This window comes from Chromohalobacter israelensis DSM 3043 (assembly GCF_000055785.1).
GTDB classification, from domain to species: Bacteria; Pseudomonadota; Gammaproteobacteria; order Pseudomonadales; family Halomonadaceae; genus Chromohalobacter; species Chromohalobacter israelensis.
Genome location: NC_007963.1, coordinates 2,158,451 through 2,183,962 on the forward strand (window position 1 = coordinate 2,158,451; position 25,512 = coordinate 2,183,962).

Annotated in this window: 26 protein-coding genes; 14 read left to right on the forward strand and 12 right to left on the reverse strand. The window is 63.8% G+C overall.

Going from position 1 to position 25,512, the window contains the following annotated elements:
• Positions 1-61 precede the first annotated feature (61 nt).
• A complete protein-coding gene (pdxH, locus tag CSAL_RS09645) occupies positions 62-709 on the forward strand; it encodes a pyridoxamine 5'-phosphate oxidase (RefSeq protein WP_011507198.1) in 648 nt (215 codons plus the stop codon).
• Positions 710-820: 111 nt separating this feature from the next.
• On the opposite strand, the gene CSAL_RS09650 is transcribed toward pdxH, so the two are convergent.
• From CSAL_RS09650 to CSAL_RS09665, 4 genes are all read right to left on the reverse strand, one after another.
• Positions 821-1,705, reverse strand: coding sequence for a glycine betaine ABC transporter substrate-binding protein (locus tag CSAL_RS09650; RefSeq protein WP_011507199.1), 885 nt, complete (start codon positions 1,703-1,705; stop codon positions 821-823).
• Positions 1,706-1,828: 123 nt separating this feature from the next.
• A complete protein-coding gene (locus CSAL_RS09655) occupies positions 1,829-2,659 on the reverse strand; it encodes an ABC transporter permease (RefSeq protein ID WP_011507200.1) in 831 nt (276 codons plus the stop codon).
• A complete protein-coding gene (locus CSAL_RS09660) occupies positions 2,659-3,876 on the reverse strand; it encodes a quaternary amine ABC transporter ATP-binding protein (protein WP_011507201.1) in 1,218 nt (405 codons plus the stop codon). The genes CSAL_RS09655 and CSAL_RS09660 overlap by 1 nt, the downstream gene beginning before the upstream one ends.
• A 439-nt stretch (positions 3,877-4,315) precedes the next feature.
• Positions 4,316-7,063, reverse strand: coding sequence for a bifunctional acetate--CoA ligase family protein/GNAT family N-acetyltransferase (locus tag CSAL_RS09665; protein ID WP_011507202.1), 2,748 nt, complete (start codon positions 7,061-7,063; stop codon positions 4,316-4,318).
• A 213-nt stretch (positions 7,064-7,276) separates the two neighbouring features.
• Between CSAL_RS09665 and CSAL_RS09670 the strand changes: the two genes are divergently transcribed.
• Together CSAL_RS09670 and CSAL_RS09675 are read left to right on the forward strand one after the other, a co-directional pair.
• Positions 7,277-8,215 (forward strand): histone deacetylase family protein, encoded by a 939-nt coding sequence (locus CSAL_RS09670; protein WP_011507203.1) that lies wholly within the window; start codon positions 7,277-7,279, stop codon positions 8,213-8,215.
• 72 nt (positions 8,216-8,287) lie between these two features.
• Positions 8,288-8,920, forward strand: coding sequence for a helix-turn-helix domain-containing protein (locus tag CSAL_RS09675; protein WP_011507204.1), 633 nt, complete (start codon positions 8,288-8,290; stop codon positions 8,918-8,920).
• Between the two features lie 62 nt (positions 8,921-8,982).
• Here the strand turns inward: CSAL_RS09675 and CSAL_RS09680 are convergent, their stop codons facing one another.
• The 3 genes from CSAL_RS09680 to CSAL_RS09690 form a co-directional block, all read right to left on the reverse strand.
• The gene (locus CSAL_RS09680) at positions 8,983-10,431 is read right to left on the reverse strand and encodes an APC family permease (RefSeq protein ID WP_043558316.1); all 1,449 of its coding nucleotides are present in this window, start codon (positions 10,429-10,431) and stop codon (positions 8,983-8,985) included.
• A 154-nt stretch (positions 10,432-10,585) separates the two neighbouring features.
• Positions 10,586-11,509, reverse strand: coding sequence for a substrate-binding domain-containing protein (locus CSAL_RS09685; protein ID WP_011507206.1), 924 nt, complete (start codon positions 11,507-11,509; stop codon positions 10,586-10,588).
• A complete protein-coding gene (locus CSAL_RS09690) occupies positions 11,506-12,408 on the reverse strand; it encodes a formate dehydrogenase accessory sulfurtransferase FdhD (protein ID WP_011507207.1) in 903 nt (300 codons plus the stop codon). The genes CSAL_RS09685 and CSAL_RS09690 overlap by 4 nt, the downstream gene beginning before the upstream one ends.
• Before the next feature lie 186 nt (positions 12,409-12,594).
• Here CSAL_RS09690 and CSAL_RS09695 point away from each other — a divergent pair, with 186 nt between their 5' ends.
• The 11 genes from CSAL_RS09695 (at position 12,595) to CSAL_RS09745 (ending at position 23,278) form a co-directional block, all read left to right on the forward strand.
• Complete coding sequence (locus CSAL_RS09695) at positions 12,595-13,026, forward strand: DUF3305 domain-containing protein (RefSeq protein ID WP_011507208.1); 432 nt, start codon at positions 12,595-12,597, stop codon at positions 13,024-13,026.
• 4 nt (positions 13,027-13,030) lie between these two features.
• Positions 13,031-13,615 carry a DUF3306 domain-containing protein gene (locus tag CSAL_RS09700; protein ID WP_011507209.1) on the forward strand — a complete coding sequence of 195 codons (585 nt, stop codon included), beginning with the start codon at positions 13,031-13,033 and terminating at the stop codon, positions 13,613-13,615.
• Positions 13,616-13,818: 203 nt separating this feature from the next.
• Positions 13,819-15,477: a 4Fe-4S binding protein gene (locus CSAL_RS09705; RefSeq protein WP_011507210.1), complete on the forward strand. Its 1,659-nt coding sequence runs from the start codon at positions 13,819-13,821 to the stop codon at positions 15,475-15,477.
• 2 nt (positions 15,478-15,479) lie between these two features.
• On the forward strand, positions 15,480-16,187 hold the full coding sequence (locus CSAL_RS09710; protein WP_011507211.1) for a TorD/DmsD family molecular chaperone: 708 nt from the start codon (positions 15,480-15,482) through the stop codon (positions 16,185-16,187).
• Complete coding sequence (locus tag CSAL_RS09715) at positions 16,184-16,480, forward strand: twin-arginine translocation pathway signal (RefSeq protein ID WP_011507212.1); 297 nt, start codon at positions 16,184-16,186, stop codon at positions 16,478-16,480. The genes CSAL_RS09710 and CSAL_RS09715 overlap by 4 nt, the downstream gene beginning before the upstream one ends.
• Positions 16,481-16,513: 33 nt before the next feature.
• On the forward strand, positions 16,514-19,375 hold the full coding sequence (locus CSAL_RS09720; protein ID WP_011507213.1) for a formate dehydrogenase subunit alpha: 2,862 nt from the start codon (positions 16,514-16,516) through the stop codon (positions 19,373-19,375).
• Positions 19,376-19,434: 59 nt separating this feature from the next.
• Positions 19,435-20,085 carry a formate dehydrogenase FDH3 subunit beta gene (gene fdh3B / locus CSAL_RS09725; RefSeq protein WP_011507214.1) on the forward strand — a complete coding sequence of 217 codons (651 nt, stop codon included), beginning with the start codon at positions 19,435-19,437 and terminating at the stop codon, positions 20,083-20,085.
• An 11-nt stretch (positions 20,086-20,096) separates the two neighbouring features.
• On the forward strand, positions 20,097-21,140 hold the full coding sequence (locus CSAL_RS09730; protein WP_011507215.1) for a formate dehydrogenase subunit gamma: 1,044 nt from the start codon (positions 20,097-20,099) through the stop codon (positions 21,138-21,140).
• A 113-nt stretch (positions 21,141-21,253) separates the two neighbouring features.
• Positions 21,254-21,574 carry a DUF1244 domain-containing protein gene (locus CSAL_RS09735; protein WP_011507216.1) on the forward strand — a complete coding sequence of 107 codons (321 nt, stop codon included), beginning with the start codon at positions 21,254-21,256 and terminating at the stop codon, positions 21,572-21,574.
• Entirely contained in the window at positions 21,571-22,095 is a 525-nt protein-coding gene (gene moaB / locus CSAL_RS09740) for a molybdenum cofactor biosynthesis protein B (protein WP_011507217.1), read from the forward strand. Before CSAL_RS09735 ends, moaB begins: the two co-directional genes overlap by 4 nt.
• A complete protein-coding gene (locus CSAL_RS09745; RefSeq protein ID WP_011507218.1) occupies positions 22,088-23,278 on the forward strand; it encodes a molybdopterin molybdotransferase MoeA in 1,191 nt (396 codons plus the stop codon). Before moaB ends, CSAL_RS09745 begins: the two co-directional genes overlap by 8 nt.
• A gap of 84 nt (positions 23,279-23,362) precedes the next feature.
• Here CSAL_RS09745 and CSAL_RS09750 read toward each other — a convergent pair whose 3' ends face one another.
• Genes CSAL_RS09750 through tusD form a run of 5 tightly spaced genes read right to left on the reverse strand, consistent with a single transcriptional unit; the run spans position 23,363 to position 25,475 of the window.
• Positions 23,363-23,917 (reverse strand): acyl carrier protein phosphodiesterase, encoded by a 555-nt coding sequence (locus tag CSAL_RS09750; RefSeq protein WP_011507219.1) that lies wholly within the window; start codon positions 23,915-23,917, stop codon positions 23,363-23,365.
• A 51-nt stretch (positions 23,918-23,968) separates the two neighbouring features.
• Positions 23,969-24,322 carry a TusE/DsrC/DsvC family sulfur relay protein gene (locus CSAL_RS09755; protein WP_011507220.1) on the reverse strand — a complete coding sequence of 118 codons (354 nt, stop codon included), beginning with the start codon at positions 24,320-24,322 and terminating at the stop codon, positions 23,969-23,971.
• A complete protein-coding gene (gene tusB / locus CSAL_RS09760) occupies positions 24,322-24,612 on the reverse strand; it encodes a sulfurtransferase complex subunit TusB (RefSeq protein WP_011507221.1) in 291 nt (96 codons plus the stop codon). Before tusB ends, CSAL_RS09755 begins: the two co-directional genes overlap by 1 nt.
• A 52-nt stretch (positions 24,613-24,664) precedes the next feature.
• Positions 24,665-25,045 carry a sulfurtransferase complex subunit TusC gene (gene tusC, locus CSAL_RS09765; protein WP_011507222.1) on the reverse strand — a complete coding sequence of 127 codons (381 nt, stop codon included), beginning with the start codon at positions 25,043-25,045 and terminating at the stop codon, positions 24,665-24,667.
• 37 nt (positions 25,046-25,082) lie between these two features.
• On the reverse strand, positions 25,083-25,475 hold the full coding sequence (gene tusD, locus CSAL_RS09770; RefSeq protein ID WP_011507223.1) for a sulfurtransferase complex subunit TusD: 393 nt from the start codon (positions 25,473-25,475) through the stop codon (positions 25,083-25,085).
• Between the last annotated feature and the right edge of the window lie 37 nt (positions 25,476-25,512).

Genomic DNA, 25,512 nt, shown 5'->3' on the forward strand with positions numbered 1-25,512 from the left:
CCCGGCACCGGCTTGGGGCGCAGCACGCCAACACGACATGATCCTCTAGGAGAGAACGACCATGAACTACGACATCGCCGACCTGCGACGCGATTACGCCGGCGAAACGCTCTCCGTCGAGAGTGCGCCGGCTTCGCCCCTCGACCTGTTCCAGACGTGGTTTGCCGCCGCACGTGAGCACGAGACGCAGGACGCCAACGCCATGACGCTGGCCACCGTGGACAGTCAGGGACTCCCCCACGCGCGCGTGGTCCTGCTCAAGCAGCTCGACGACAAGGGGCTGGTATTCTTCACCAACTACCAGAGCCACAAAGGCAGCGAGCTGACCAACGTTCCCTATGCCGCTCTGGTCTTCTGGTGGCCCACGCTGCAGCGCCAGATACGCATCGAGGGCCGCGTGGAAAAGGCCAGTGCCGAGGTCTCCGATGCCTACTTCGCCAACCGGCCCCGTGACAGCCAGCTAGGTGCCTGGATTTCCCAGCAAAGCGTGGAAATTCCCGACCGCGACTGGCTGGAGGAGCGCAAGCAGCGCTTCGAGCAGGTCTACGGCGAACAAACGGTGGAGCGTCCGCCTCACTGGGGAGGTTATCGGGTCCTGCCGTTTTTGCTGGAATTCTGGCAGGGGCAACCCAATCGGCTACATGATCGCATCCGCTATCGTTACCATGAGCAGGATGCCGCCTGGAGCAAGACCCGCCTGGCGCCCTGAAACGCCACGTCTCATGGCATGTGGCCTCGCCAGCATCGAAAACGCCCGGTCCAATGGACCGGGCGTTTTCGATACGAGCATCTGGCGCCAGAAGGCGCCAGACATTGCCAATCAGCTGTCGCCGTTCACCCACTCGGCGACGACATCGGGATGGTTTTCCACCCACTTCTTGGCGTTTTCGTACGGGTCGGAGCCTTCTTCCTGGTTCATGAGCATGACTTCGCCCATCTGCTCCGGCGTCCACTCGAAGTTGTCGAGGATCGCATAGGCTTCCGGCATATCTTCCTTCAGCCCCTGGCGCACCACGGTGTTGATGTGCTCCGCACCACCATAGACGTTCTTCGGATCCTCGAGATACTTGAGGTCCCAGCGCGCGAACATCCAGTGCGGTGTCCAGCCGGCGACGACGATGTCCTCGTCGTTCTTGATGGCGCTGTCCAGCGCCGCCGTCATCGTGGCGCCACTACCCGACTGCAGGTTGATCTCGTCGCCGAGATCGTATTCCTCGATGGCCTTTTCGGTCAGGTTCATCAGACCGGCGCCCGGATCGATGCCGACGATCTCGTCGTTGACCATATCCGCCTTGTCATCGAGTTCATCGATGGACGAGATATCGGTATAAGAAGGGACGACGAGACCCAACTTCGTACCGTTGAGGTTGGCGCCCAGGTCTTCGACCTTGTCGCCGACCTCGTTGAGGTACTGTTCATGCGTCGACGGCAACCATGCCGCGACCATGCCGTCGGCGTCGCCATACGCCACGGCCTGCCACATGGCAGCGGCGGAAAGTGACGACATCTCGACGTTGTAGCCTTGCTCCTCGAGCACCGCGCGCACCACGTTGGTGGAAGCGACTTCGGAAGACCACTCGACGTACGCGAGCGTGATGTCACCCTTGCTGTCCTGCGCTTGTGCGATGCCCGCATTGAGCCCTGCGCCGGCAGCCATCATCAGGGCCCCGCAACGTACGGCTTTCGTCAGTGAAGTGCGTGTCATCGTCATTCCCCTTCTCTTATGGATTGGAGATTTTATCGGGCGGCGACCCGCAGGCCGCGCCCTCGTCGAGCCTGGGCTCGACATCCGGCGCCACGAGGCGCCTTGCTTGCGACTCTTGTCAGCTTACTTCTTGCGAACCGCCTGCGTGATACGGTCCAGCAGCATGGCCAGAATGACCACGGCGATACCGGCTTCGAAGCCGTCACCCGGGCGCAGACGCTGAATTGCGCGCCAGACTTCGCTACCCAGGCCATCGGCACCGATCATCGCCGCGATGACGACCATCGACAACGCTAGCATGATCGTCTGGTTGATACCGGCCATGATCGTCGGCAGCGACAGCGGCAGCTGTATCTTGATCAGCTTCTGGCTGCGCGTGGCACCGAAGGCATCGGCGGCCTCGATCAGATCCTTGGGTACCTGGCGAATGCCCAGCGTAGTGAAGCGGATCGCCGGCGGCATCGAGAAGATCACGGTGGCAAAGATCGCCGACACCGACCCGATCCCGAAAAACGGAATGGCGGGAATCAGGTACACGAAGGCCGGCATGGTCTGCATGAAATCCAGTACCGGCATGATCAGACTATAGAAACGATCCGACAATGCCGCGAACACCCCGAATGGCAATGCAATGATCACCGCCACGAAGGTAGCGATCACCACCAGCGTCAGGGTTTCGATCATCGGATCCCAAAGGCCGAGATTCCAGATAAGGGCCAGCCCGAGCACCGAGCCGATGGCCAGACGCACGCTGGCGACCCGCCAGCAAATCAGCGCGATGATGGCCATCAGCCCCCACTCGGGCAGCCACATCAGCGCATCGTTGAGTGCCGAGATACCGGTCTGGGTGACACGTGAAATGCCACGTGTGACGACCGAGTAATTCGTGGTCAGAAAGTCGAGTCCGCCCTCGATGCTATCGCCGAGGGGGATGCGTGGAATATCGATCGCCATCAGTGCTCTCCCGCTTCAGCCAGTTGTTCGAGTACCGCGCCCTTCACGACGACGCCCAGCAGGCGTTGATTTTCGTCGACGATGGCGATCGGGTAACTTTTCTCGCTGAACATGGCAAAGAGATTGTTCATCGGTTCATCCGGCCCGGCTTTCGGGAAGTCATCGTGGATCAACTCGTGAATCGTATCCTTGCCGGCCTTGGCGGCCGCATCGACATCGTCGACCCCGACGATACCCAGCAAGGTGCGATCACGCCCGATGACATAGATGGAATCGAGTCCATTGTCGCTCATCTTGCGCAGCACGGTACGGGGACCGTCGCTGTCGCGCGCCGTCGCGCGCACGGGGCGCATGGCACTGGTGGCTGTCAGCACGCGTGACATGTCCACGCCCTCGACGAAGCGAGCCACGTAATCGTCGGCGGGACGCGTCAGAATCTCTTCGGGCGTGCCGCTCTGGACGATCTCGCCATCCTTGAGAAGGATGATGCGGTCACCGATGCTGATCGCTTCGTCGAGGTCGTGGGTAATGAAGATCGTGGTCTTCTTCATGCGATGCTGCAGTTCGATCAGCTCTTGCTGCATATCCTTGCGGATCAACGGATCCAGCGCCGAGAAGGCTTCGTCCATCAGCATCACGGTGGAGTCGTTGGCCAACGCGCGTGCCAGACCGACCCGCTGCTGCATGCCGCCGGAAAGCTGGTTCGGATAGGCGTCTTCCCACCCTTCCAGGCCGACTTGCTTGAGGGAGTTACGCGCGCTTTCGACACGCGAGGATTTTTCGATACCGCGAACTTCGAGGCCGTACTCGGCGTTCTCCTGCACCGTACGGTGCGGAAACAGCGCGAAGTTCTGGAATACCATCGAAAAGTGGCGACGGCGACATTCCAGCAGCTCTTTCTCGTTGAGCTTGGGAATGTTCTGACCATCGATGATGATGTCGCCTTCGGTGGGTTCGATCAGTCGGTTGAGACAGCGGATCAGCGTCGACTTGCCGGACCCCGACAACCCCATGATGACGAGGAGCTCGCCCTCACGCACATCGAAGTCGATGTTCGAAAGCCCCAGCGTCTGGCCGGTTTTTTCGAGGATCTCGGGACGCTTCTTTCCCTGATTGCGCAATTCGAGCGCTTTCTTTGGCTGGGAGCCAAACACCTTGCTCAGGCCGCGTACCTGAATCTTGATATTGCTTTCGTTGGTTTCATCCGTTTCGGTCATAGGCTTGCCTGCTTTGGTCAAGTCATCGCCATGCCCCTTTGAAAAAAGGAGCGCGCTCAACAGTGTCGCCGCGTCACATTACAGTGCGACGTTGTTGCGAGTACCTGGCGGGTCGGTCTCCTGGCTCTTGTTATGGTCATGGAGATGATGGGAAATGATCATGAAGATAAAATTTCGTTATGTTTGGTATCGGATCATACCCACTTATTGATAACGCTTCAAATAAAAACAACTGATGATTGATCCATGGTTCAACAACCCGAAGCGTCGCCGGACGCGGCACGGAGACACCCCAGGATCCAGGACATGGTACGTCGGCGCAGCCCTCTGAGGCCCCCGATGCCGACCTCTACCGGTCTCATCGCGACATCGGTCCCCGCGAGGGGCACGCCGCCACCCCCTCGCCCTCCACCGAGTGACGCCCATCGGGGGATCTCCTTCAGTCCGTATGACTTTCCAGACGGTGCCGCTGCCAGTCACTGCTCGGTTCGTTGAGGCGCAGCGTGGCTTCGACCACCTGCTCGTCCACGTTATAGCGAAAACTGAATCCCAGGTGTTTCAGCAAGGCCCGCATCGGCTGATTGTCGAGCATGACCGTGCCGACCATCTCGAGGATCCCGATGCCCTTGCAGTACCGAATCATCTTCTCCATCAGCAGGCCGCCCAGCCCCTGGCCGTGCATGTCGTCGCGGATGATGATCGAGAACTCCGTGCGAATGTTGTCGGGATCGTTCCAGACACGCACCACGCCCAGCATTTCCTTGCTGCCATCGGGTCGTTCGTGCTCGGCGATGAACGCCATCTGACGGTCGTAGTTGATCTGTGCGAGCACCGACAGGTCGCGCTGGGTCAGGTCGGCCTTGTGGTGGAAGTAGCGAAAGCGAATGCTTTCTTCGGAAAGACGCTCATGGAAAAGCGTGATCAACGGGGCATCTTCGCCACGGATGGGGCGCACCTCGACCTGCATGGCGTTTTCCAGTGTCACCCACTCGCGCAGCTCTTCGGGATACGGCATGATCGCATGCCGCGCCGGTGCCCCCAGGTCCATGGCGAAATCCACGGCCACGACCCCGTCCCGATTGAGCAGCAACGGGTTGAGCTCCAGCCCCTGAAGTTCGGGAAGGTCCGAGGCCATCTGCGACAGTTTGACCAGCAACTGGCAGAGACGCTCGATGTCCCGTTCCGGATCGGCCGCATGCTCGCGAATCAAGCGGTAGGCATGAGTGCGCGAGACCAGTTCCCTGGCCAGGGTCATGTTGAGCGGCGGCAGCGCCACGTGACGATCCGCCAGCACGTTGATCTTGTAGCCCCCGATACCGAACAGGATCACCGGCCCGAATACCGGGTCGCGAGTGATGCCCACGCAGAACTGCATCGACGCCTTGCCGCGCTGCATGCGCTGCAGGCAGTAGCTGAAGATGGGGCTCTCGGGAAACTTCTCGCGCACCTTGTCGCCCAGGCGGCGCACGCCGTCGGCGACCTGCTCCGGTGTCTCGAGATCCTGCAACAAGCCCGCGGACAGCTTGTGGGGATGCTTGCGGTAACGGAATGGCACGCAATTGTGGGCATGCACGATCTTCAGTGCCATCGGGCCATCGAGGGTCTGAGCCGCGCGGAACGCTTCCTCGGGGCCGAACACATACTGGCTCGGCGCGGCCGGAATCCCATAGGCGGCGAGAACCTCGGCGGTTTCCTGGTGGGTCAGCCGGTCCCGTCCCCGCTGCTTGGCCGATGCTATCAGTCGGTGGCAGCGTGCCCGAATGTCGGGCTGCGTGGTGAACGGCAGGCTGGGCGGCGTTTCCTGAAGCAGGGTCTGCACGCGCTGGTAGTCCACCATGTGCATGAACGCCTTGACCGCTTTCTCCGGGGAAATATAGGTGGGTATCCCCGCCAGGTTGCACTCGTGACGCGCATCGAGCGCCTCCGCCAGCCCCATCCAGCTGGTCAACAGGTTGCGCTTGAAGCGCTTGCGATTGGCGATCAATGCCTCGGCCGTGGTTTTCGAGGGCGCCATGCGTGTGGGGGCATGCACGACCAGCACGGCATCCACCTGCGTATCGGCGGCCACGATTTCGAGTGCCTCGACGAAGCGCTCGGGCGAAGCGTTGCCGCCCAGATCGACGGGATTGCGCCCCGGCATGCTGACGTCGAATTCACCGGCGATCAGCGCATCGCGCGTGGCGGCGGTCAGTTCCGCCAGCTTGCCGCCCGCCATCACCAGCTTGTCGATCGCCAGCAGTGCCGGCCCCAGACCGTTCGAGACGATGGCCAGGCGATCGCCCCGCAGCGGACGCATGCGTGTCAACGTCTCCAGCGCATCGAACAACTCATCGGAATTGTCCACGCGCACCACGCCGGCGCGCGCCAGGGCAGCATCGAAGACCACATCGCGGTTGTCGATGCCCGGCGTCTGCGTCTCGTGATCGAGCGTCGACTGTGCGCTACGCCCGCTTTTGATCGCCAGCACCAGCCGGTTGCGCGACGCATCGCGCAGCGCCGTCATGAAATGCTGGGCATCGTGCACGCGCTCCAGGTGCAGCAGCAATGCCCGCGTCGGCGAGTACTGATTGATGTAATCCATCAGGTCGGAGAGCATCACATCGACGCTGTCGCCCAGTGTCACCAGATGCGAGAACCCGATGCCGCGCCCCGCCGCCCAATCGATCATGGCATTGCCGAGCATCCCCGACTGGCCGAGATAGGCGACCCGCCCCGCCTTGATCGGCTGACTGGCGTAAGTGGCATTGAGCTTCTTCCCCGGCACCACGATGCCCAGGCACTCGGGGCCCAGCACCCGGATGCCCGATCGCCGTGCCGCCTTGAGCATGCGCTCACGCAACGAACCGCCGTCCTGGGTACGGTCATCCAGGTAGGAGCCGCCGGAGAGCACCAGGGCCGCGCGGACCCCGAGCTTGCCCAGTGCCTCGATGCTGCGCGGCACGCCCTCGACCGGATTGCACAGAATGGCGAGGTCGGGAATCGCGGGCAGGTCGCCGATGCGCCTGACGCAGGACACGCCATGCACTGTCGCGTAGCCGCTCGGATTCACGGCCCACAACGCACCGGGAAAGCCGGCCTCGAGCAAGTTGCCGAGCACCATCCCGCCCATCGAATGGGGTTTTTCCGAAGCTCCGATCACCGCCACGCTATGCGGCTCGAAGAAGTGACGCAGAAAACGCGTTCCCACAGCAATCTCTCCCGCCAATCGATCCTGACGCCCCAACATCACGCTCGGGCGCGTTGAACGTCACGTCGGCATCACGCGATGCCGTCGACGTCGACATGCGCCGCGTTCGACCTATGGGCACTGTTCCTACAGCCTATCAGGCCTTAAGGTCGCACGCGGACAGCATGCATCAATCGTCCTATTCTGTATGGTGTCCTTTGGACGGAGACCCGCATGATCACGGCATACATTACCCATCCCCACTGCATGCGGCACCTCATGGGGCCGACGCATCCCGAGAGCCCCAAGCGTCTGGAGGCGATTCGGGCGCGTCTGGCCCTGACCGGCATCCTGACCCACACCATGCAGTCCGATGCACCGCCCGTGACGCGGGAGACCCTGGCCCTGGCGCACTCCCCGCAATATCTGGATGCCCTCGAGGCGCACGCCCCCACGCAAGGCCTGCACGAGCTGGACGGCGACACGCACATGGGCCAGGACACCCTGACCGCCGCACGCCTGGCCGCCGGTGCGGTCGTGCGGGGCGTCGACCAGGTGTTCCGTCATCAGGCAGACAATGTCTTCTGCGCCGTGCGTCCGCCCGGTCATCATGCCGAGCGCGGCACGGCCATGGGCTTCTGTTTCTACAACAATATCGCCGTGGGGCTTGCGCATGCGCGACAGCGTCATGGCGTGGAGCGTGTCGCGGTACTCGATTTCGACGTCCATCAGGGCAACGGAACGGTCGACATCTTCAAGAACGATCCGGGCGTGTTGATCTGCTCGAGCTTCCAGTCCCCCTTCTATCCCTGGCGCTATCAACAGGGTCAATGGGACAACGTGCTCAACACGCCGCTGTCGGCAGGCGCCGATGGTCATGAGTTTCGCCGGCGCGTGGAGGCCCAGTGGCTCCCCGCCCTGCAAGCCTTCAAACCGCAGCTGGTTCTGCTCTCGGCGGGCTTCGACGCGCATCGCGACGATCCCATGGGCGGCCTCAACCTGCTCGAAGACGACTACTACTGGGTGACGCAGCTGGCGCTCGATATCGCCCGCGTCTATGCCGAGGGTCGCCTGGTGTCGGCCCTCGAGGGCGGTTATCACCTGGACTCCCTGGCCACCAGCGTCGAGGCCCACCTCAAGGCGCTGCTGGGTTTGCCGCTGGGCCATCCCTGACAAGCCCCCTCGCGCCGCCCCCTCGCGGCTGTGGTATCCTGCTGGAAACTTTATTTCCTATCGTGGAATGCCATGGCCACCCAGACCGATAGCGAAGCCGCTCTGCGTATCGCCTCCGGACGCAAAGCATTCGTGGAGCCGCTACGCCTTGGCGAGCGCCTCAAGGAAATCCGCCTCTCCAACCGCTGGACACTGGAAGACGTCAGTCAGCGCACGGGACTGGCACGCTCGACCCTTTCCAAGATCGAGAACGACCAGATATCGCCTACCTTCAGTGCCGTGCAGAAGCTCATCGGCGGCCTCGGGATCGACCTGCCGCAATTGCTCACGCCACCCAAACCGCAATCGCGTACCCTGGGACGCCGCGACCTGACACGTGTCGGCGAGGGCAAGCAGCATCCCACCCCGACCTACGAGCATGAGCTGCTGTCGTGGCAGCTGGCACAAAAGCGCATGATCCCGTTCAAGACCATCGTGCGTGCGCGGGACTTCAACGAGTTCAGCGAATGGGTGCGCCACGACGGAGAAGAGTTCCTGATGGTGCTCGACGGCGACATATGGCTCTACACCGAGTTTTACGAACCCCTGCACCTTGCCCAAGGCGACAGCATCTACTTCGACAGCGACATGGGACACGCCCTGATCTCCGTCAGCGAGACGGACGCCGTCGTGCTCTCGGTCTGCACGCGAGGCGAGAACGCCTGACGCAAGACGCCCGGCACGAGGCCGGGCGTCTTGTCATCGTGGCGACTCATGCACGGCGACAATCACTCGATGTCTTTCACCGCGCTGTCACCGGAGAGTTCGCGCGCCATCATGCGATCGCTGTACGCCACGCCATAGCGCCGACGCGACCAGAGATACATCCCCAGTCCCAGCAGCATCCAGGCCCCGAAGACGACCCACTCGATCGGCAGCAGCGCCGAGGGGCTGCCCGGCAGGTAAAGGCTCACCATTCCCAGCGACAGAAGCACGGCGACGATGCCCACCGCCTTGCCATAGCGCACCTTGAAGGGGCGCGGCATGTCGGCACGCTTGTGACGCATCACCAGGAAAGACAAGGCCACGAACAGGTACGCGATGACGATGCCCAGCCCGCCGGCATCGACGAGCCACACCAGCATCGGACGCCCGAAGAACGGCGCCAGGCACGACACGGCGCCGATCATGATCACCGCATTGCTGGGCGTCTTGTAACGCGGATGCAGCTTGCCCAGAAAGGCCGGCAGCATGCCCGCGTGCGCCAGGGCGTAAACGGCGCGGGAGCCGCCGATGTAGAAGGCGTTCCAGCTCGTGATGATGCCGGCGATCCCTGCCAGCACCATCAGCTTGCCGGCCCAGGGCGCCGAGAAAACGGCCTGCATGGCATCCGGTACCGCCAGCGTGGAGGCTTCCAGCGCCTGCGGATCGAGCATCAGCGACGTCCCCAGGATGATCAACGCATACCAGAACACCGCCAGGATGACCGAGATCATCAGCACCTTGCCGATGTCGCGAAACGGTAGATTGATTTCCTCCGCTGCCTGGGGAATCACGTCGAAGCCCACGAACATGAACGGCACCATGATCATGACCGTCATGATGCCGCCCACGAGGCCGCTCTCGACGTTGAACAACGGCTCCATGTGGACGGTCTCGCCGGTGAAGAGTGCTCCCGTGATGAACATCACGCCCACGACCAGAATCAGCACGGTCACCAGCTTCTGCACCAGGGCCGCCGTGCGAATGCCGATGTAGTTGATCGCCATCATGATCACCGAGCCGATGACGCCGACCGCCACCCAGGTAGCCTTGACGTCCCATCCGGCAATCGTCCAGAGATGGCCGACGGCATAGCCGGGGAACAGGTTCTCGAATACCGTGGGCAACGCCACGGCTTCGAACGACACCACGCTCATGTAGCCGAGCACGATGGTCCAGGTACACAGAAAGGAAGCGAAATGCCCCAGCGCATGATAGCTGTACACATGCTCCCCCCCTACCTGCGGCATCGCCGAGGCCAGTTCGGCGTAGGTCAACCCGACCAGCACGATGGCCACGCCGCCGATGAGAAAGGCCAGAATGGCGCCCATGCTCCCTGCCGACTGGATCCAGTTGCCGGTCATGACGATCCAGCCCCAGCCGACCATGGCCCCAAACGCCAGTGCCAGCACGTCCTTGCGCGCCAGCACGCGAGTCAGTTCGCTTGCCCCTTGAGAAGCCTTCGTTCGATTCATCGCGATACTCATTATTGGAACTACGTTTTATTGGAACTACGTTATTGAAGTCGGGGCGAGGCATCGTTTCAAATAATGTACGCCCGACGGAAAAATAACCGTCCCTGTCCCGCGATACAACCGGACATCGCCCCCTGTTTTCCCGGCGAATCAGTCAGGTATGCTGAACGTCGTCGCCCCGCCAAAGCAGCTTGCCACACTCGGCCAGCGTATAGCCGCCCAGCGACTGAGCGAGCGCCAGGCCGGCAGCACTGTGCAGATAATCGAACATCTGCTGCAACAGGGAACGGAAGTACACATTGCGGGGCGTCACCAGATCGAACGCTTCCTCGGTGATGGGGATGAACCCCAGGCCGAATTCATTGGCAGCCGACAAGGTGCCCGGCCCGATATCGGCATCGTGACGGGCGATCAACGAGGCGATCTCGCGCTCGCTGTACGCCACGGCGTGGGTATTGAGCTGCTCGAGCCGCAACTGGTGGCCCGCCAGCCACTCCTTGAGAAAGCGTTGCGACCCCGCCCCCTCCTGGCGCACCGCCCAGCGACGTCCGGCGCCGAACAGTCCCGACGGGTCATGTGGCTGATGTCGATCCTCGGGGCGAATGATCAGCCCCTGGCTGCGACGGAACAGGCGCACCAGCACCCAGTGCCGATAACCGCTGTGGCTTCGTACCAGTGCCGGGTGGCGCAACTCGCTTTCCTCGGCCCGCCCCCAGTGAATCGCGCAGACATCCGCACGCCCCTGAGACAGCAGGGACAGGCCCAGTTGCGTGCCGGTCACGCTGTAGCCGTAGAAGGCATGTCCCTGTTGCTGCTGATTGAGGCGCATGATGAGCGCCGACAGCAGCGGGTCGTCGCTTCCGGTGACCATCAAGCGATCGGCCAGTACGCCGTGGTGGCAGGACTCGAGAATCCACTGCTCGACCAGGCGCCGCGGAAACAGCCACTTGCCTGTCACCTTGGTGGACGGGATCGCCCCATCGCTGGCGAGCTGATAGATCTTCTTTTCGTTGAGGTGCAGCAGCTCGGCGACCTGATGCACGTTGAGAAACGGCGAAGTCGAGGACGTATCGTTCATGCGTCGCCCTTGCGGCGCGTTGCCGCCTTGTCGCCGGGACGCGGCGCGGGCTTGGCATCCAGCACCAGGCGCGCCTGGTCATCGACGACCTGGAAATGCCGCCCCTTGGCGCGGGCCACCAGCAGCACGCCGAAGCGCTTGGCCAGCTCGACCCCCTTCTGGGTCATGCCCGAGCGCGAGACCAGCACGCTGATCCCCATCTGCGCGACCTTGAGCACCATTTCCGAGGTCAGCCGTCCCGTGGTGTAGAAAATGTCGGCCGAGGCCAGCTCGGCATCTTCCGGCGCGCCTTCGCCCAGGGCCGCCAGCCACTGCCGACCGGCCAGCGTATCCACCGCATTGTGGCGCCCCACATCCTCGACGAATCCCAGCACCCGATCCTGACGGCACAGGGCACAGCCATGCACGGCGCCGGCGTTGCGATAGGTCTCGTTGAAGCGCCCCAGGTCGTCGAGCAGGCGGTAGAGCACCGCCTGCGACAACGCCGCGTTCGGCAGCGGATGCAGATCGGTGGCGTCGAGCAGACGCCCGAATACGGTGCCTTGGCCACACCCCGTGGTCACGGTTCGCTGCGCCAGGCGTGCATCGAGATCTTCCGGCAAGGCCCGCGTCACCACGGCCGCTGCCTCGACCTCCCAGTCGACCTGCAAGGCCTCGACGTCCTCCACCCGCCTCAGCAAGCCCTGGTTGCGCAGATACCCCAGCACCAGCGCTTCCGGCTCGGCGCCCAGCGTCATCAGAGTGACGATCTCCTGGCGATTCAAGTAGACGGTCAAGGCACGCTCGGCGGCGATGGCCTGACGACGCGACTGGCCGTACTCGTCGGTCACCGTGATTTCCAGCGTGGTTGGCATCCGCGCCCGGCTCAGCACTACCTGGCTCTGCACTGCGTTGGACATGCTTCCTCCTCTTTCGTGACGTCAGGATACCCAAAGCACGACACGCATGCCCAAGGGAAATCCAACTGACGCCACAACGACAGCGTATTTTCCTGCCTGTCAGGCACGCCGCTTGCTATATGATGAAGACACGGGTGATGACGGTCTCGATACCGCCACACGATGCATGCCACAGGGAGACACGAGATGGCGTCCGACGACAATCTGCGACATATCAGCTTCGCGTTGGCGAGCCAGCGCCAGGAGGTCAAGGGGTTTACCTCGCTGGCCTGGCATATCGCCTCCATGGGCTGTCACGACAATGGCCCCTACGTCCTGCCCCTCACGTTGATGTTGACCGAACGCACGGCCTATCGCTTCAACCTCGACTCGCAGCAGCCACGCCTGTTCGTGCGTTGCGAAGCCACCGACGAGGGACCCCAGCCACGCGAGATGACCGCAAGCCAGGATGTCGCCGCCAACTGGCTGGACGGCGACACCCAGGTCCTCGATGCCCCGATGCCACTGGCGATACAAGCCTGGCTCGAGGCCTATCTGGCACGCCACGGCGAGCGCATCGAGGCCGGTCGCAAGAAGAAACGCGCGGTCGCCGGACGCGCTCGCCAGCACCAGGAGTAACCCCATGAGCTTTATGCAACGCTGGTCGCGGCGCAAGCACGAAAGCGCTCACCAGGCGCCGCAGGAGCCCGCCGTCGACGAGACCGAAAGCGACGAAGCCGCCGAGACAGCGCCCGAGCCCTCGACGCGCGCCGCTGCATTGATTCCCGGCTATGACCCGGAGCGCCCGCTGGACGAACAACTGCCCGATCCCGACGCGCTGGGCGCCGGGGACGACTTCCGAGCCTTCCTGCTGCCGGGTGTCGGCGACATGCTCAAACGCCGCGCGCTGCGCCGCATGTTCAAGGTCGGCAACTACAACGTGCGCGACGGGCTCGACGATTACGACGACGATTATTCGCAACTGACGCAAATGGCGCCCGAGACGGGAGAGCGCATGCGTCAATGGCTGCGTCAGGAACGCGACAAGGTGCTCTCGCCCGACGACCCCGCATCCGAGCCCTCGACAGTGCAGCCTGCCGATCCGGCGGCGGAGGATGACGCGAACGCCACGTCGCCGGAGGACGTGGCCCAGACCGAGCGAAGCGCGCTGGCCGACGAGGAAAAGGCACCAAATGACCCACTCCGGCCCCCGGGTGCGTCAACTTGACCCATCCCGCATGCCGCGACGGGCCTGACGCTCCCTTATCTTGCCCAGCAGGCCCTTCGCTTGCCCGGAGAATGGGAACTTTATCTGCACATGATAGATAGCCCCACGGCACAGGAGCTCGGCACAGATCGAGCCCATCAAACAAGCCACGAAGATGGCATAGCACGACCCTGACCCGTGCCAGACCAAGCTGATGAGGTGACATGCCCCAGTTCATTGATACGCGAGCGCTGAACGACGACGCGCGCAACGCCGCTGCCCGAGAGGCTGCTCTGCAGCAGGTATCATGGCCGCAGAATCTCGCCCCGCCCACCGTGAGCTACGTCAGCCACGGTCATGTCGCCATCGTGGGCCCGGCGGACGCGATTCGCCGGGCGGCCGGCCGGCTTGCGGACAGCGAACTCGCCAGCGTGACGCTGATCGCGACGCAGGAGGACGGTGACGAGGCATCCGACATCGCCAACGCGCATTACATCGCCTGCGATGCACCGCGGCTGGAGGGCTATCTCGGCGCCTTTCGCATGACCGCCGGCGAGAATGGTCCCCTCCTCTCCAAGGCGACGATCGGCCGTGACCACTTCGACGCCGTGCTCGATCTCGGCGCGTCGCCCTTGATGCATTACGAGCTCCCCCCGCCGGGTTACCACCGCGTGACGGCGACGACATCGCTGGAACAAGCCCTGGGCGACCTGCAGGAATGCATCGGCGAATTCGAGAAGCCCCGTTATTTCCAGATCGACGCCGCCCTCTGCGCCCATGCGGGCCGCGGCCAGAGCGGCTGCACCCGGTGTCTCGACGTATGCCCTGCCGACGCCATCTCCAGCGTCAAGCAGGAGATCGTCATCGACCCGTTCCGCTGTCACGGCGCGGGGAGCTGCACCAGTGCCTGCCCCACCGGGGCCATTCGCTATGCGCTGCCCACGCCGGAGCGCCTGGACGATTACATCACGCGCCTGCTGGCGACGTACCATGCCGAAGGAGGCGACACCGCCGTCGTGCGCTTCCTGGATCAGGAGACTCAGGCCAGCGAGCCCGACGCCCCCGCAGGCCATGTGCTCGACGTGCCCCTCGAGGAGCTCGGCGCGGCGGGGCTGGATCACTGGCTCGGCGCCATTGCCCGGGGCGCCGCCGAGGTGCGCATCGTCATGCATGATGCCCTGCCGCCGTCACTGGCGAGCCTGGTACGCGATCAGCACGCGCAGGCCACCGCCATGCTCGAGGCCCTGGGCCACGACACCCGCCGCCTGGTGCCACTCGACGCCGGCGACGCCGACGCGCGCGATGCCTTGCCGAGCGTCGCGCCCCTCGCGACACGTCTCGACGCGGCACGGCCCCACGGCAAGCGCGAGGCGCTCAACGCCATTCTCGACTTCCTCGCCGCGCACGGCGCGCCCCGGGAGACGCGTGTCGCCATGCCGGCGGGCGCACCTTTCGGCACCCTCGACATCGATACCGACAACTGCACGCTGTGCATGGCCTGCGTGGCGGTCTGCCCCACCCAGGCGCTCAGCAGCCCCGGACAGTCGCCAGCCCTCAATTTTCAGGAAAGCGCCTGCGTGCAGTGCGGATTGTGCGAGACCGCATGTCCCGAGCAGGTCATTGCGCTGCATCCCGGCTTCATGGCCGCCCCCGAGCCGCGCAACCGCGTCGCGACGGTCAAGGAGGAGCCCCCCTTCGAGTGCATCAGCTGCGGCAAGCCTTTCGCCACCGCCAGCACCATCGCCTCGATCAAGCAGAAGCTGGCCGCGCACCCTTATTTCGCCGGCGACGCCATCAAGCGTCTCGAGATGTGCGAAGACTGCCGCGTCAAGGATATCTGGCACGACATGGCGCGTGACCCCAACGCTCAGCTCAAGGTATGACCATGACCACATCCGAGCATGCCGATACGCAGTCGACCCAGGCGCCCGCCTCGCTCTCCGCGGCACTCGAGGAACGCAATGCGCTGCGGGCGGACATCTACCTGCTGCTGGCGCGCCTGGTCCGCGAATCGCCCAACGAGGAACTGCTCGCGTTCCTCGCCACGCTGGAGCCCGACGACGAGGGATCGCCCCTCAAGCGGCACTGGGCCTCCTTGTCGCTGGCGGCGCGGCACGCGCACCCGGGCACCTTGCACGATGTGCATTTCGGCCTGCTGATCGGCGTGATCCAGGGACAGCTCGTGCCGTATGCCTCCTGGTATCTCACCGGTTCGCTGATGGAAATGCCCCTGGTGGCACTGCGCCATGACCTCAAGCATCTGGGCTTCGAGCGGGCTGCACACGTCAAGGAGCCCGAGGACCATTTCTCCGCGATGTGCGAAGTCATGGCCATGCTCATCGACACCCGGGCCGAGGCTCAGGCAGCGTTCTTCAAGCGCCACTTGAGCCCCTGGGCACTGCGCTTCATGCGCGATCTCGCCCAGGTCGAGGATCCTTTCTATGCCAGCGTCGGCGCCCTGGGAGAGGCCTTTCTTTCCCGCGAGGACAATCAGCTGCAGAGCGATCCCGACGCACAAGTCGTCACGTTTTCCCCCGCCCCCGCTACGCTTGGTGAAGGGGCCAAGTTCAGTGACGGGGATACCCACACATGACCTGCACCCATGACGCACACCGCCCGCCTGATGGCGCCGATACGGTGCGCAGTGACCACAGGAGTCGTCCCATGAAAGAGTCGAACAACAACGCGTCGAACAATCCTGCCCGGCGGCGCTTCTTGCGCAATGTCGGTCTTGGCACGGTGGCCGCCGGTGCCGCCGTGGCCGTCGGTCACGTCACGCTGGCGCAGGCGCAGTCGAACGAAGAACAGGACGCGCCCGACAACAACGAAACGACGTACCGCGAGACCGATCACGTCAAAGCGTTTTACGCCACCTTGCGCGACTAAACGGTCGAGAGAACCGGAACTGAGGACATAACCATGCGATTGACTCGAAAATCCTCCCAACCCGCCGGCCAGGGCGGTCTCGGCATCAGCCGCCGCCAATTCCTCCAGCGCAGCGGCGTGGCAACCGGCGGTCTCGCCGCGGCCGGCTTCATGGGCCATGGCATGATGCAGGCGGCCAGTGCCAAGGAAAAGACGGCCTATTCCGATGCCCCCGTCGAAACCAAGCGCACCATCTGCTCGCACTGCTCGGTCGGCTGCGGCGTCTACGCCGAGGTGCAGGAAGGCGTCTGGACCAAGCAGGAACCGGCGTTCGATCACCCCATCAATCGGGGCGCGCATTGCGCCAAGGGCGCCTCGCTGCGCGAGCACGGGCACTCCACCCAGCGCCTGAAGTATCCCATGAAGCTGGTCGACGGCAAGTGGCAGCGCCTCGAGTGGGACCAGGCCATCGAGGAGATCGGCGACAAGGTACTGGAACTGCGCGAACAGCACGGCCCCGACAGCGTCTACTGGCTGGGCTCGGCCAAGTTCAGCAATGAACAAGCCTACTTGATGCGCAAGCTCGCCTCGCTGTGGGGCACCAACAATACCGATCACCAGGCACGCATCTGCCACTCCACCACCGTGGCGGGCGTGGCCAATACCTGGGGATACGGGGCGATGACCAACTCGCTGAACGACATGCACTTCAGCAAGTCGATCCTGTTCATCGGCTCCAACCCCAGCGAAGCGCACCCGGTGGCCATGCAGCACATCCTGCATGCCAAGGAGCGCAATCAGGCGCAGATCATCGTCGTCGACCCGCGCTTCACGCGTACCGCGGCCAAGGCCAACAAGTACGTGCGTCTGCGTCCGGGGTCCGACGTGGCCTACATCTGGGGCCTGCTCTGGCATATCTTCGAAAACGGCTGGGAAGACCAGCAGTTCATCGATCAGCGCGTGTTCGGCATGGACGAAGTGCGCCGTGAAGTCGCCCAGTTCACGCCGGACGTGGTAGAGCGCATCACCGGCGTCAGCGAAGCCGACATGTACGATGTCGCCAAGCGCATCAGCGAGAATCGCCCCGGCTGCGTAGTGTGGTGCATGGGCGGGACCCAGCACACCACCGGCAACAACAACACTCGTGCCTACTGCATTCTCGAGCTGGCGCTGGGCAATATCGGCGTTTCCGGCGGCGGTGCCAACATCTTCCGTGGTCACGACAACGTCCAGGGCGCGACCGACCTGGGGCTGGGCTCCGACTCGCTGCCCGGTTACTACGGGCTCAGCGAAGGCGCCTGGCAGCACTGGGCCAAGGTCTGGAACGTCGATTACGAGTGGATCAAGAACCGTTACGACCAGACCGAATACAACGGTGCCCTGCCGATGAACTCCAACGGCATCACCGTCTCGCGCTGGGTCGACGGGGTCCTCGAGGAAGACGAGCACATCGCTCAGCGCTCCAGCCTCAAGGCGATGTTCTACTGGGGGCACGCGGTCAACTCCCAGACCCGCGGCCCGGAAATGAAAAAGGCCATGAGTCAGCTCGAACTGATGGTCGTGGTCGATCCCTACCCCACCGTCGCTGCCGTCATGCACGACCGCACGGATGGCGTGTACCTGCTGCCCGCGGCCACGCAGTTCGAGACCACCGGTAGCGTGACCGCCACCAATCGCTCCCTGCAATGGCGCGATCAGGTCATCGAACCCATGTTCGATTCCAAGCCCGACCACGAGATCATGTATCTCATGGCCCAGAAGCTGGGCTTCGGCGACGAGTTCACCCGCAACTTCGCCATCGAGGACGGCCGTCCGGTCATCGAGGACGTGTTGCGCGAGATCAACGCGGGCATGTGGACCGTGGGCTATACCGGGCAAAGCCCCGAGCGCCTCAAGGAACACCAGAAGAACTGGCACACCTTCAACTTCGATACCCTGAAGGCGGAAGGCGGCCCCTCGGATGGCGACTTCTACGGCCTGCCGTGGCCGTGCTGGGGCAAGCCCGGCATGAAACACCCGGGCTCGCCCAACCTCTACGACATCAGCAAGAGCGTCGCCGAGGGTGGCATGCCGTTCCGCGCCCGCTTCGGCATCGAGCATGAAGGGCAACCACTGCTCGCCGATGGCTCCTACTCCAAGGATTCGGAACTCAACGACGGATATCCCGAGTTCACCTCCGACATGCTCAAGCAGCTGGGCTGGTGGGACGACCTCACCGCCGAGGAAAAAGCCGCCGCGGAGGGCAAGAACTGGAAGACCGACCTGTCCGGCGGGATTCAGCGCGTAGCCATCGCGCACGGTTGCGCGCCCTACGGCAACGCCAAGGCCCGCTGCCGGGTCTGGACCTTCCCGGATGAAGTGCCCAAGCATCGCGAACCGCTCTATACCAGCCGGCGCGATCTCGCCGACGAGTACCCGACCTGGGACGACAAGGCATCGCTGTTCCGTCTGCCGACGCTGTATCGCTCGATTCAGGAGAAGGACTTCAGCAAGGAGTTCCCGATCATCCTCACCTCGGGACGTCTGGTCGAGTACGAAGGCGGTGGCGAGGAAACACGCTCCATGTCGTGGCTCGCCGAGCTGCAGCAGGAGATGTTCGTCGAGATCAACCCGGCGCAGGCCAACGACCTGGGCATCAAGAACGACGACATGGTCTGGGTCCACGGTCCCGAGGGCGGCAAGGTCAAGGTCAAGGCCATGGTGACGCCGCGTGTCGCACGTGACGTGGCCTTCATGCCCTTCCATTTCGGCGGTGTCTATCAGGGCGAGAGCCTGGCCGACAAGTACCCCGAAGGCGCGCGCCCGTACGTGCTCGGCGAAGCGGCCAATACCGCCACGACCTACGGCTACGATCCGGTGACCCTGATGCAGGAAACCAAGTGCACCCTGTGCCGGATCGAAAAAGCCTCCGCCTGACCCGACGATGCTTGAAACGCCGATGAGGCCACGCGCCTCATCGGCAAGAGGAGAACACCATGGCTCAAATGAAATTCCTTTGCGACGCCGAACGCTGCATCGAATGCAACGGCTGCGTCACGGCCTGCAAGAACGCCAACGAGACCGACTGGGGCATCCAGCGTCGTCGCGTGGTCACCCTGGACGACGGCATGCCCTCGGAGGTCTCGATTTCCGTGGCCTGCATGCACTGCGACGACGCCCCGTGCATGGCGGTGTGCCCGACCGACTGTTTCTACAAGACCGATGACGGCATCGTCCTGCACGACAAGGACATCTGCATCGGCTGCGGTTACTGCCTCTACGCCTGCCCCTTCGGCGCGCCGCAGTTTCCCAAGGAAGAGGCATTCGGCGAGCGCGGCAAGATGGACAAGTGCACCTTCTGCGCCGGCGGTCCCGCCGAGACCAAGGAAGAGGAGTACGAGAAATACGGCGCCAACCGCATTGCCGAGGGCAAGCTGCCGCTATGCGCCGAGATGTGCTCCACCAAGGCGTTGCTCGCCGGTGATGCACAGACCATTTCCGACATCTTTCGTCAGCGAGTGGTCTATCGCGGCCACGAGGACGGCGGCTGGTCGTCGGTCGAAAAAGCGCAGAATGCGGGCCCAGATGTCTCGGCCAATCTCGACGAGATGGCCTACGACGCCACCCGCGCCACACGTGAAGGGTGAGGAGAGCGCTCATGCACACACTCATGCAATGCCTATGGCGGCTGCGTATGATCGGTGCGGTGCTGTTGCTGGCGGTGCTGGCCGCCGGCCTGGCCCCACCCGCAACGGCGGCCGAACCCGATGAAGAGATCGGGCAGGCGGTCGGCACGGTCGACGCCGACACCTGGCGGCAGGTCAAGAGTGGCGAGAACTTCATCGATTCGCGCCACGACTCGACCTACAACCTGATCAACCCCAGCGGCGAGACCTGGCGCCAGGTCCGCAACGAGTGGATTTCTCCGGCCGGTCTCATCGCGGTCGGCGGCATGCTCGCCATCCTGGTGATCTTCTACCTGATCGTCGGTCGCAACGACCTCGACCACGAGCGCACGGGACGCAAGATCCTGCGCTGGACGGTACTCGAGCGCTCGCTGCACTGGACCGTGGCCACGCTGTTCATCGCTCTCTCGCTGACCGGCCTGAACCTGCTGTACGGCAAGTTCGTGTTCCGTCACATCTTCGGCGATGTCTTCTGGGCCAACATGATCATGGGCTCCAAGCTGATCCACAACTACGCGGGCCCGGTCTTCGGCATCCTGCTGATCGTCATGCTCGCCAAGTGGCTCAAGGTCAACCTGCCCAAGAAGCACGACTGGGAGTGGTTCAAGCAAGGCGGCGGCATGGTCGGCAACAAGCACCCGGACGCAGGCTTCGCCAACGCCGGCGAGAAGGTCTGGTTCTGGTTGCTGGCCAGCGTGGGCCTGGTGGTCGTGGTCAGCGGCCTCGTGCTCGACTTCCCGATCTTCGGACAGACGCGTGACAACATGCAGTGGGCCAACATGTTCCATGCCGTGACCTCGTTGATCCTGATGACCGTCGCGCTCGGCCACATCTACATCGGGACCTTGGGGACCGAGGGCGCCCTGGAAGGCATGGCCACCGGCTATGTCGACGAAACCTGGGCCAAGCAGCACCACAATTTGTGGTACGAAGAAGTCAAGGCCAATGCCGGCCAGCCTCAGCAAAGCGACCCTCCCGTCGCGGACGACACGGCGACGGCTCACCGGCCCAACTGAACGCCATGCCGTACCCCGACAGCAAGACGACACCGCCCCCGGGCGGTGTCGCTCTTTGATATGATGCAGGCAGATGTCCTACCACCCCATAGATCCCGCGAGGAGGCTTTCCCATGCAACACATCGACGCCGGTACGCGCACCGAACTCGAAGCGGCCGCCTTTCGTCAGTTGCTCGATCACCTCGATGCCAACAAGGACGTGCAGAACATCGACCTGATGATCCTGGCCGACTTCTGCCGTAACTGTCTTTCCAAATGGCTGGTAGCCGCCGCCGAACAGCGGGGAATCGAACTCGACTACGAAACGGCCCGCGAACACGTCTACGGCATGCCCTACAGCGAATGGAAAGCGCTCTACCAGGCCCCTGCCACGCCCGAGCAGCTCGCGGCCCTGGAAGCCCGCCAACAGCGCAAGAAGGACACCCAGGCATGAGCGAGGCCGCCTTCATTCCTCTCAAGATCGCGGTGCTGACCGTCTCCGACACCCGCACCGCCGCGACCGACCGCTCCGGTGACGCCCTGGTCGAACGCCTCGAGCGCGACGGCCACACGCTGGTCGAAAAGCGCATCGTCGCGGATGACGTCTATCGTATCCGCGCGGTCGTTGCCCAATGGATTGCCGATGAGGATGTGCAAGTCATCGTCACCACCGGTGGCACGGGCTTCACCGGGCGCGACTCCACGCCCGAAGCGATCGAGGTCCTGCTCGACAAGCACATCGAAGGCTTCGGCGAACTGTTTCGCCATCTCTCGTGGCAGGAAATCGGCAGTTCCACGGTGCAAAGCCGTTGCCTGGGAGGCCTGGCCAACGCCACCGTGGTGTTCTGCCTCCCGGGATCCACGGGGGCGTGCCGTACCGCCTGGGACGGCATCCTTCACGAACAGCTCGACAGCCGTCACAAGCCCTGCAACTTCGCCAATCTCGTGATTCCCGGAAGAGGTCAGCATGGCTGAGCTGCAAAGCGTCGAACGTGCGCTGTCGGCACTGCTGGACGGCGTGAGCCCGAGCGAGCCCGAATGGATCGACTGCACGCAAGCCGCCGGCCGCGTCCTGGCGGAAACCGTCACCGCGCGTCTCGACGTGCCGCCGGCCGATAACAGCGCCATGGACGGCTATGCGCTGCGCCACGCCGATGCCGGCCAGGCCTTGCCGGTGAGCCAACGGGTCGCCGCCGGCCATGCCCCCGAGCCGCTCGCCAGCGGTACCTGCGCACGCATCTTCACCGGCGGTGAAATACCGCCGGGCGCCGACACGGTGGTCATGCAAGAACGCGTGACGATGCATGAGCAGCTGGCCATCATTCCCGACGATATCGAATGCGGTGACAACGTGCGTCGCCGCGGGCGCGATGTACGAGCCAGCACCCCCTTGCTGGAGGCCGGCACACGCCTGGAGGCCGCGGCGCTGGGGCATCTGGCCGGACAAGGCATTACCCAGGTCGCCGTCCACCGCCGCCCTCGCATCGCCCTGCTTTCCACCGGGGACGAGATCGTCGAGCCCGGCCAGACGCTCGCACCGGGACAGATTCACAATTCGAATCGCCCCATGCTGTCGCGCCTGCTCGAGCGCTTCGGCGCCGACCTGGTCATGCGCGAACACGTCGCCGACGACTTCGCGACCACCCAGCGCCTGTTGGGCGACGCCGCCGCCTGTGCGGATATCATCGTCACCACCGGTGGCGTCAGCGTCGGCGAGGAAGACCACGTCAAGCACGCCCTGGAATCCCTGGGACGACTCGACCTCTGGCAGCTGGCCATGCGCCCTGGCAAGCCGCTGGCCTTGGGGCGGATCGGCGAGACGCGGGTGGTGGGGCTCCCCGGCAATCCCGTGTCGTGCTTCGTGGGCGCCTGGGTCTATCTGCGCCCGCTGATCGGCGCCTTTCTTGCCTGTCCGCGCATGGCCACGCTGCCGCGACTCTGGGCGCGTGCCGACTTCGAGACGCGCACCCAGGCGCGTCGCCACTACATGCGCGTGGGGCTCGAGTTCACACCCGAGGGCGTCATCGCGCATGCCTTCGCCGATCAGAACTCCGCCGTGCTGTCCTCGTGCCTCGAGGCGGATGCCCTGGCCGTCATCCCCGAGCACACGACCGTGCGAGCAGGCGAGCAGGTGGAATGTCTATGGCTCACGGAGTGAGAACGCATTCCCCCGATGATGACGGCACCGGAAAAGCCTCTTGCCAGGCTGTGAAAGAAACGCCAAGGCGACTGAAGGCGAGATCTAGTCGGCGCTCAATGCCTGATTGAGCGCCGGCCAGAGTTGCAGGAAGTCTCGCTCCAGCGCGGAATAATCGGTGCGCAACCAGGGCACCAGCTCGGCGAGCCGATTGGGGCCGCTCAAGCGACGCCCCAGGCCGGCAATGGCACGACAGGTGAACTCGAAATCGGCATAGCGTGTCAGCCAGTCATCCTCGATCAGGACGGGGATCATCGGCGCCAAGCGATCGGGAGCCGTCCCCTGGCTCTCCAGAACCCGGTAACAGCGCGCGATCAGGGCAGCATCGGCATGATCGCGCGCCACGAAATGATCCCACACCAGGTCCAGCGCGATCCCCACGACGCGCCGCTGGGGACGCGGGGCACGCGCTCGCACCTCGCGAATCACGGCATGAGCGTCGACCCAGGCATCCACGCGACGGTGATGGCGAATCCCGCGGGCGATCTCCGCCGGCCACCCGGCGCCGGGATCTCCCTTGACGCCATCGGCAATCATATTGCCGTAGAGAAAGGCGTCATTGCCGCCACGCGCCAGCCAGGCATGGGCAAGAAAATTCATCAGCGTCCCAGAGATGGTGGTTAAGGACAATCGCCGTGAAGGCGATCGTCGTCACAGACAGTTGGTGGGCTTGGGAAGCCCGGCCAGGCGAGCCCCGACCTTGGCCGGGCTGTCGGGGAAGAGCCTCATCAAGTGCAAGGAGCGCCCCTTCTCGGGGCCCAGCGCCTGCCCCACCGCCTTGACCAGCGGCCGCATGGCGGGCGCGTTTTCATAACGCGCATAGAAATCCCGCAATACGTCGAGCACCTCCCAGTGCTCGGCAGTCAGCGTCCGGCCTTCCTCGGCGGCGAGAGCATCGGCCACGGCAGGCGTCCAGACCGAGAGGTCGACCAGGAATCCTTCCGGATCGAGCGCGATCTCGCGGCCTTCCACGATGAGGTAACGTGCGGGTCGTGTCGTTGCCATCAGAACCAGCTCACCGTGCGCTGGGCTTCTTCGGTCAAGGCCACGAAGCCGTCCATGTCCACGATCGTCACGCTGGCATCGCAGCGCCCCGCCAGCCCGCGCGATTCCAGATCCTCGCGCAATGCGAAAAGCCGGCCTTCCAGGCCCGGCAGATGTTGCACCTGGGCATTCAACGCCCCATAGACGCCGTCCTCGATCAGCATCAATCTATCCTCCGCCCCCATCGCGCGCAGCACGTCCCGGGGGACGTGGCTCGAGCTCGGGGCACGATTGAGCAAGTGCAACAACATTCGCGGATGTCTCCTCACGGCGCTGCCCAGTTGGCGATCAACACGGCAGCGTTCAGAAATTGAAAATTTGGCGGTGACCGGCCAGCACGGCCGGCAACCTCGCCGCGTCCACAGGGATGACCGGCAGCAGCAAGTCATCCGGCGCCAGACCGCGTGACGCCAACGCCGAGGCATCGACATACAATCGCTCGATATCATACATCTCGAGCATGTCGAAGGTGCTCTGCGTGCCCTTCTGTCCCAAGGGGCCCTGACCCTGTCCCGGGAGCAGTGCCCAGACGCCATCGCCCATCAGCAACAGCGATACCGACTGACCAAAGGCCGCGCCGACCAGGGCCAGGTCGAGAGCCTCGCGCAGCCACAGGCTGCCATGCGGTGCATGACGCAGTATCACCAGCAAGTCGCCGTGCTCGGCCTCGGCACGTTCTGACATGACGATTCTCCCTGACATGAAGGTGTACGGCCGACGTTCAAGGCGCGAACGTCAACAAGCGCTCATGCGTCCGCTCGACATCGAGCAACTGCCCGAGTCCGGTCAATTCGAAGGGTGGCTCCAGGCTCGCGCCCGTCTTGCCGTGACGCTCGGCCTCGCTGGCGTCGAGCACACCTCGCCGCAATGCCGCGGCCACGCAGACCTGGAGCGTCGTGCCATGTTCCCGATGCAGCGCGCGCCATGCATCGACCAGATGCGGCTCGTCCTGGGGCGGTGCCGCCAGATGCGAGGCATTGTAGACCCCATCGTGATAGAAAAAGACCGTATCGACACGGTGTCCACGGGCGATCGCGGCATGCGCGAAGCGCAATGCGGAATGCGCCGCCTGATGAGTGTACGGTCCTCCCAGCACGAGTAATGCGTATCGCATCGCTTGCTCCCCACCACCAAGGTATGGATGGACGAAT

What these genes read in the sequence shown, in the direction of transcription:
- CSAL_RS09735 (WP_011507216.1), top strand. Translation starts at nt 21,254, where the DNA reads ATGCAACACATCGACGCCGGTACGCGCACCGAACTCGAAGCGGCCGCC.
- pdxH (WP_011507198.1), top strand. Translation starts at nt 62, where the DNA reads ATGAACTACGACATCGCCGACCTGCGACGCGATTACGCCGGCGAAACG.
- CSAL_RS09745 (WP_011507218.1), top strand. Translation starts at nt 22,088, where the DNA reads ATGGCTGAGCTGCAAAGCGTCGAACGTGCGCTGTCGGCACTGCTGGAC.
- moaB (WP_011507217.1), top strand. Translation starts at nt 21,571, where the DNA reads ATGAGCGAGGCCGCCTTCATTCCTCTCAAGATCGCGGTGCTGACCGTC.
- CSAL_RS09750 (WP_011507219.1), bottom strand. Translation starts at nt 23,917, where the DNA reads ATGAATTTTCTTGCCCATGCCTGGCTGGCGCGTGGCGGCAATGACGCC.
- tusC (WP_011507222.1), bottom strand. Translation starts at nt 25,045, where the DNA reads ATGTCAGAACGTGCCGAGGCCGAGCACGGCGACTTGCTGGTGATACTG.
- CSAL_RS09695 (WP_011507208.1), top strand. Translation starts at nt 12,595, where the DNA reads ATGGCGTCCGACGACAATCTGCGACATATCAGCTTCGCGTTGGCGAGC.
- CSAL_RS09690 (WP_011507207.1), bottom strand. Translation starts at nt 12,408, where the DNA reads ATGTCCAACGCAGTGCAGAGCCAGGTAGTGCTGAGCCGGGCGCGGATG.
- CSAL_RS09670 (WP_011507203.1), top strand. Translation starts at nt 7,277, where the DNA reads ATGATCACGGCATACATTACCCATCCCCACTGCATGCGGCACCTCATG.
- CSAL_RS09655 (WP_011507200.1), bottom strand. Translation starts at nt 2,659, where the DNA reads ATGGCGATCGATATTCCACGCATCCCCCTCGGCGATAGCATCGAGGGC.
- CSAL_RS09705 (WP_011507210.1), top strand. Translation starts at nt 13,819, where the DNA reads ATGCCCCAGTTCATTGATACGCGAGCGCTGAACGACGACGCGCGCAAC.
- CSAL_RS09715 (WP_011507212.1), top strand. Translation starts at nt 16,184, where the DNA reads ATGACCTGCACCCATGACGCACACCGCCCGCCTGATGGCGCCGATACG.
- fdh3B (WP_011507214.1), top strand. Translation starts at nt 19,435, where the DNA reads ATGGCTCAAATGAAATTCCTTTGCGACGCCGAACGCTGCATCGAATGC.
- tusD (WP_011507223.1), bottom strand. Translation starts at nt 25,475, where the DNA reads ATGCGATACGCATTACTCGTGCTGGGAGGACCGTACACTCATCAGGCG.
- CSAL_RS09755 (WP_011507220.1), bottom strand. Translation starts at nt 24,322, where the DNA reads ATGGCAACGACACGACCCGCACGTTACCTCATCGTGGAAGGCCGCGAG.
- CSAL_RS09710 (WP_011507211.1), top strand. Translation starts at nt 15,480, where the DNA reads ATGACCACATCCGAGCATGCCGATACGCAGTCGACCCAGGCGCCCGCC.
- CSAL_RS09700 (WP_011507209.1), top strand. Translation starts at nt 13,031, where the DNA reads ATGAGCTTTATGCAACGCTGGTCGCGGCGCAAGCACGAAAGCGCTCAC.
- tusB (WP_011507221.1), bottom strand. Translation starts at nt 24,612, where the DNA reads ATGTTGTTGCACTTGCTCAATCGTGCCCCGAGCTCGAGCCACGTCCCC.
- CSAL_RS09675 (WP_011507204.1), top strand. Translation starts at nt 8,288, where the DNA reads ATGGCCACCCAGACCGATAGCGAAGCCGCTCTGCGTATCGCCTCCGGA.
- CSAL_RS09650 (WP_011507199.1), bottom strand. Translation starts at nt 1,705, where the DNA reads ATGACACGCACTTCACTGACGAAAGCCGTACGTTGCGGGGCCCTGATG.
- CSAL_RS09680 (WP_043558316.1), bottom strand. Translation starts at nt 10,431, where the DNA reads ATGAATCGAACGAAGGCTTCTCAAGGGGCAAGCGAACTGACTCGCGTG.
- CSAL_RS09720 (WP_011507213.1), top strand. Translation starts at nt 16,514, where the DNA reads ATGCGATTGACTCGAAAATCCTCCCAACCCGCCGGCCAGGGCGGTCTC.
- CSAL_RS09685 (WP_011507206.1), bottom strand. Translation starts at nt 11,509, where the DNA reads ATGAACGATACGTCCTCGACTTCGCCGTTTCTCAACGTGCATCAGGTC.
- CSAL_RS09660 (WP_011507201.1), bottom strand. Translation starts at nt 3,876, where the DNA reads ATGACCGAAACGGATGAAACCAACGAAAGCAATATCAAGATTCAGGTA.
- CSAL_RS09730 (WP_011507215.1), top strand. Translation starts at nt 20,097, where the DNA reads ATGCACACACTCATGCAATGCCTATGGCGGCTGCGTATGATCGGTGCG.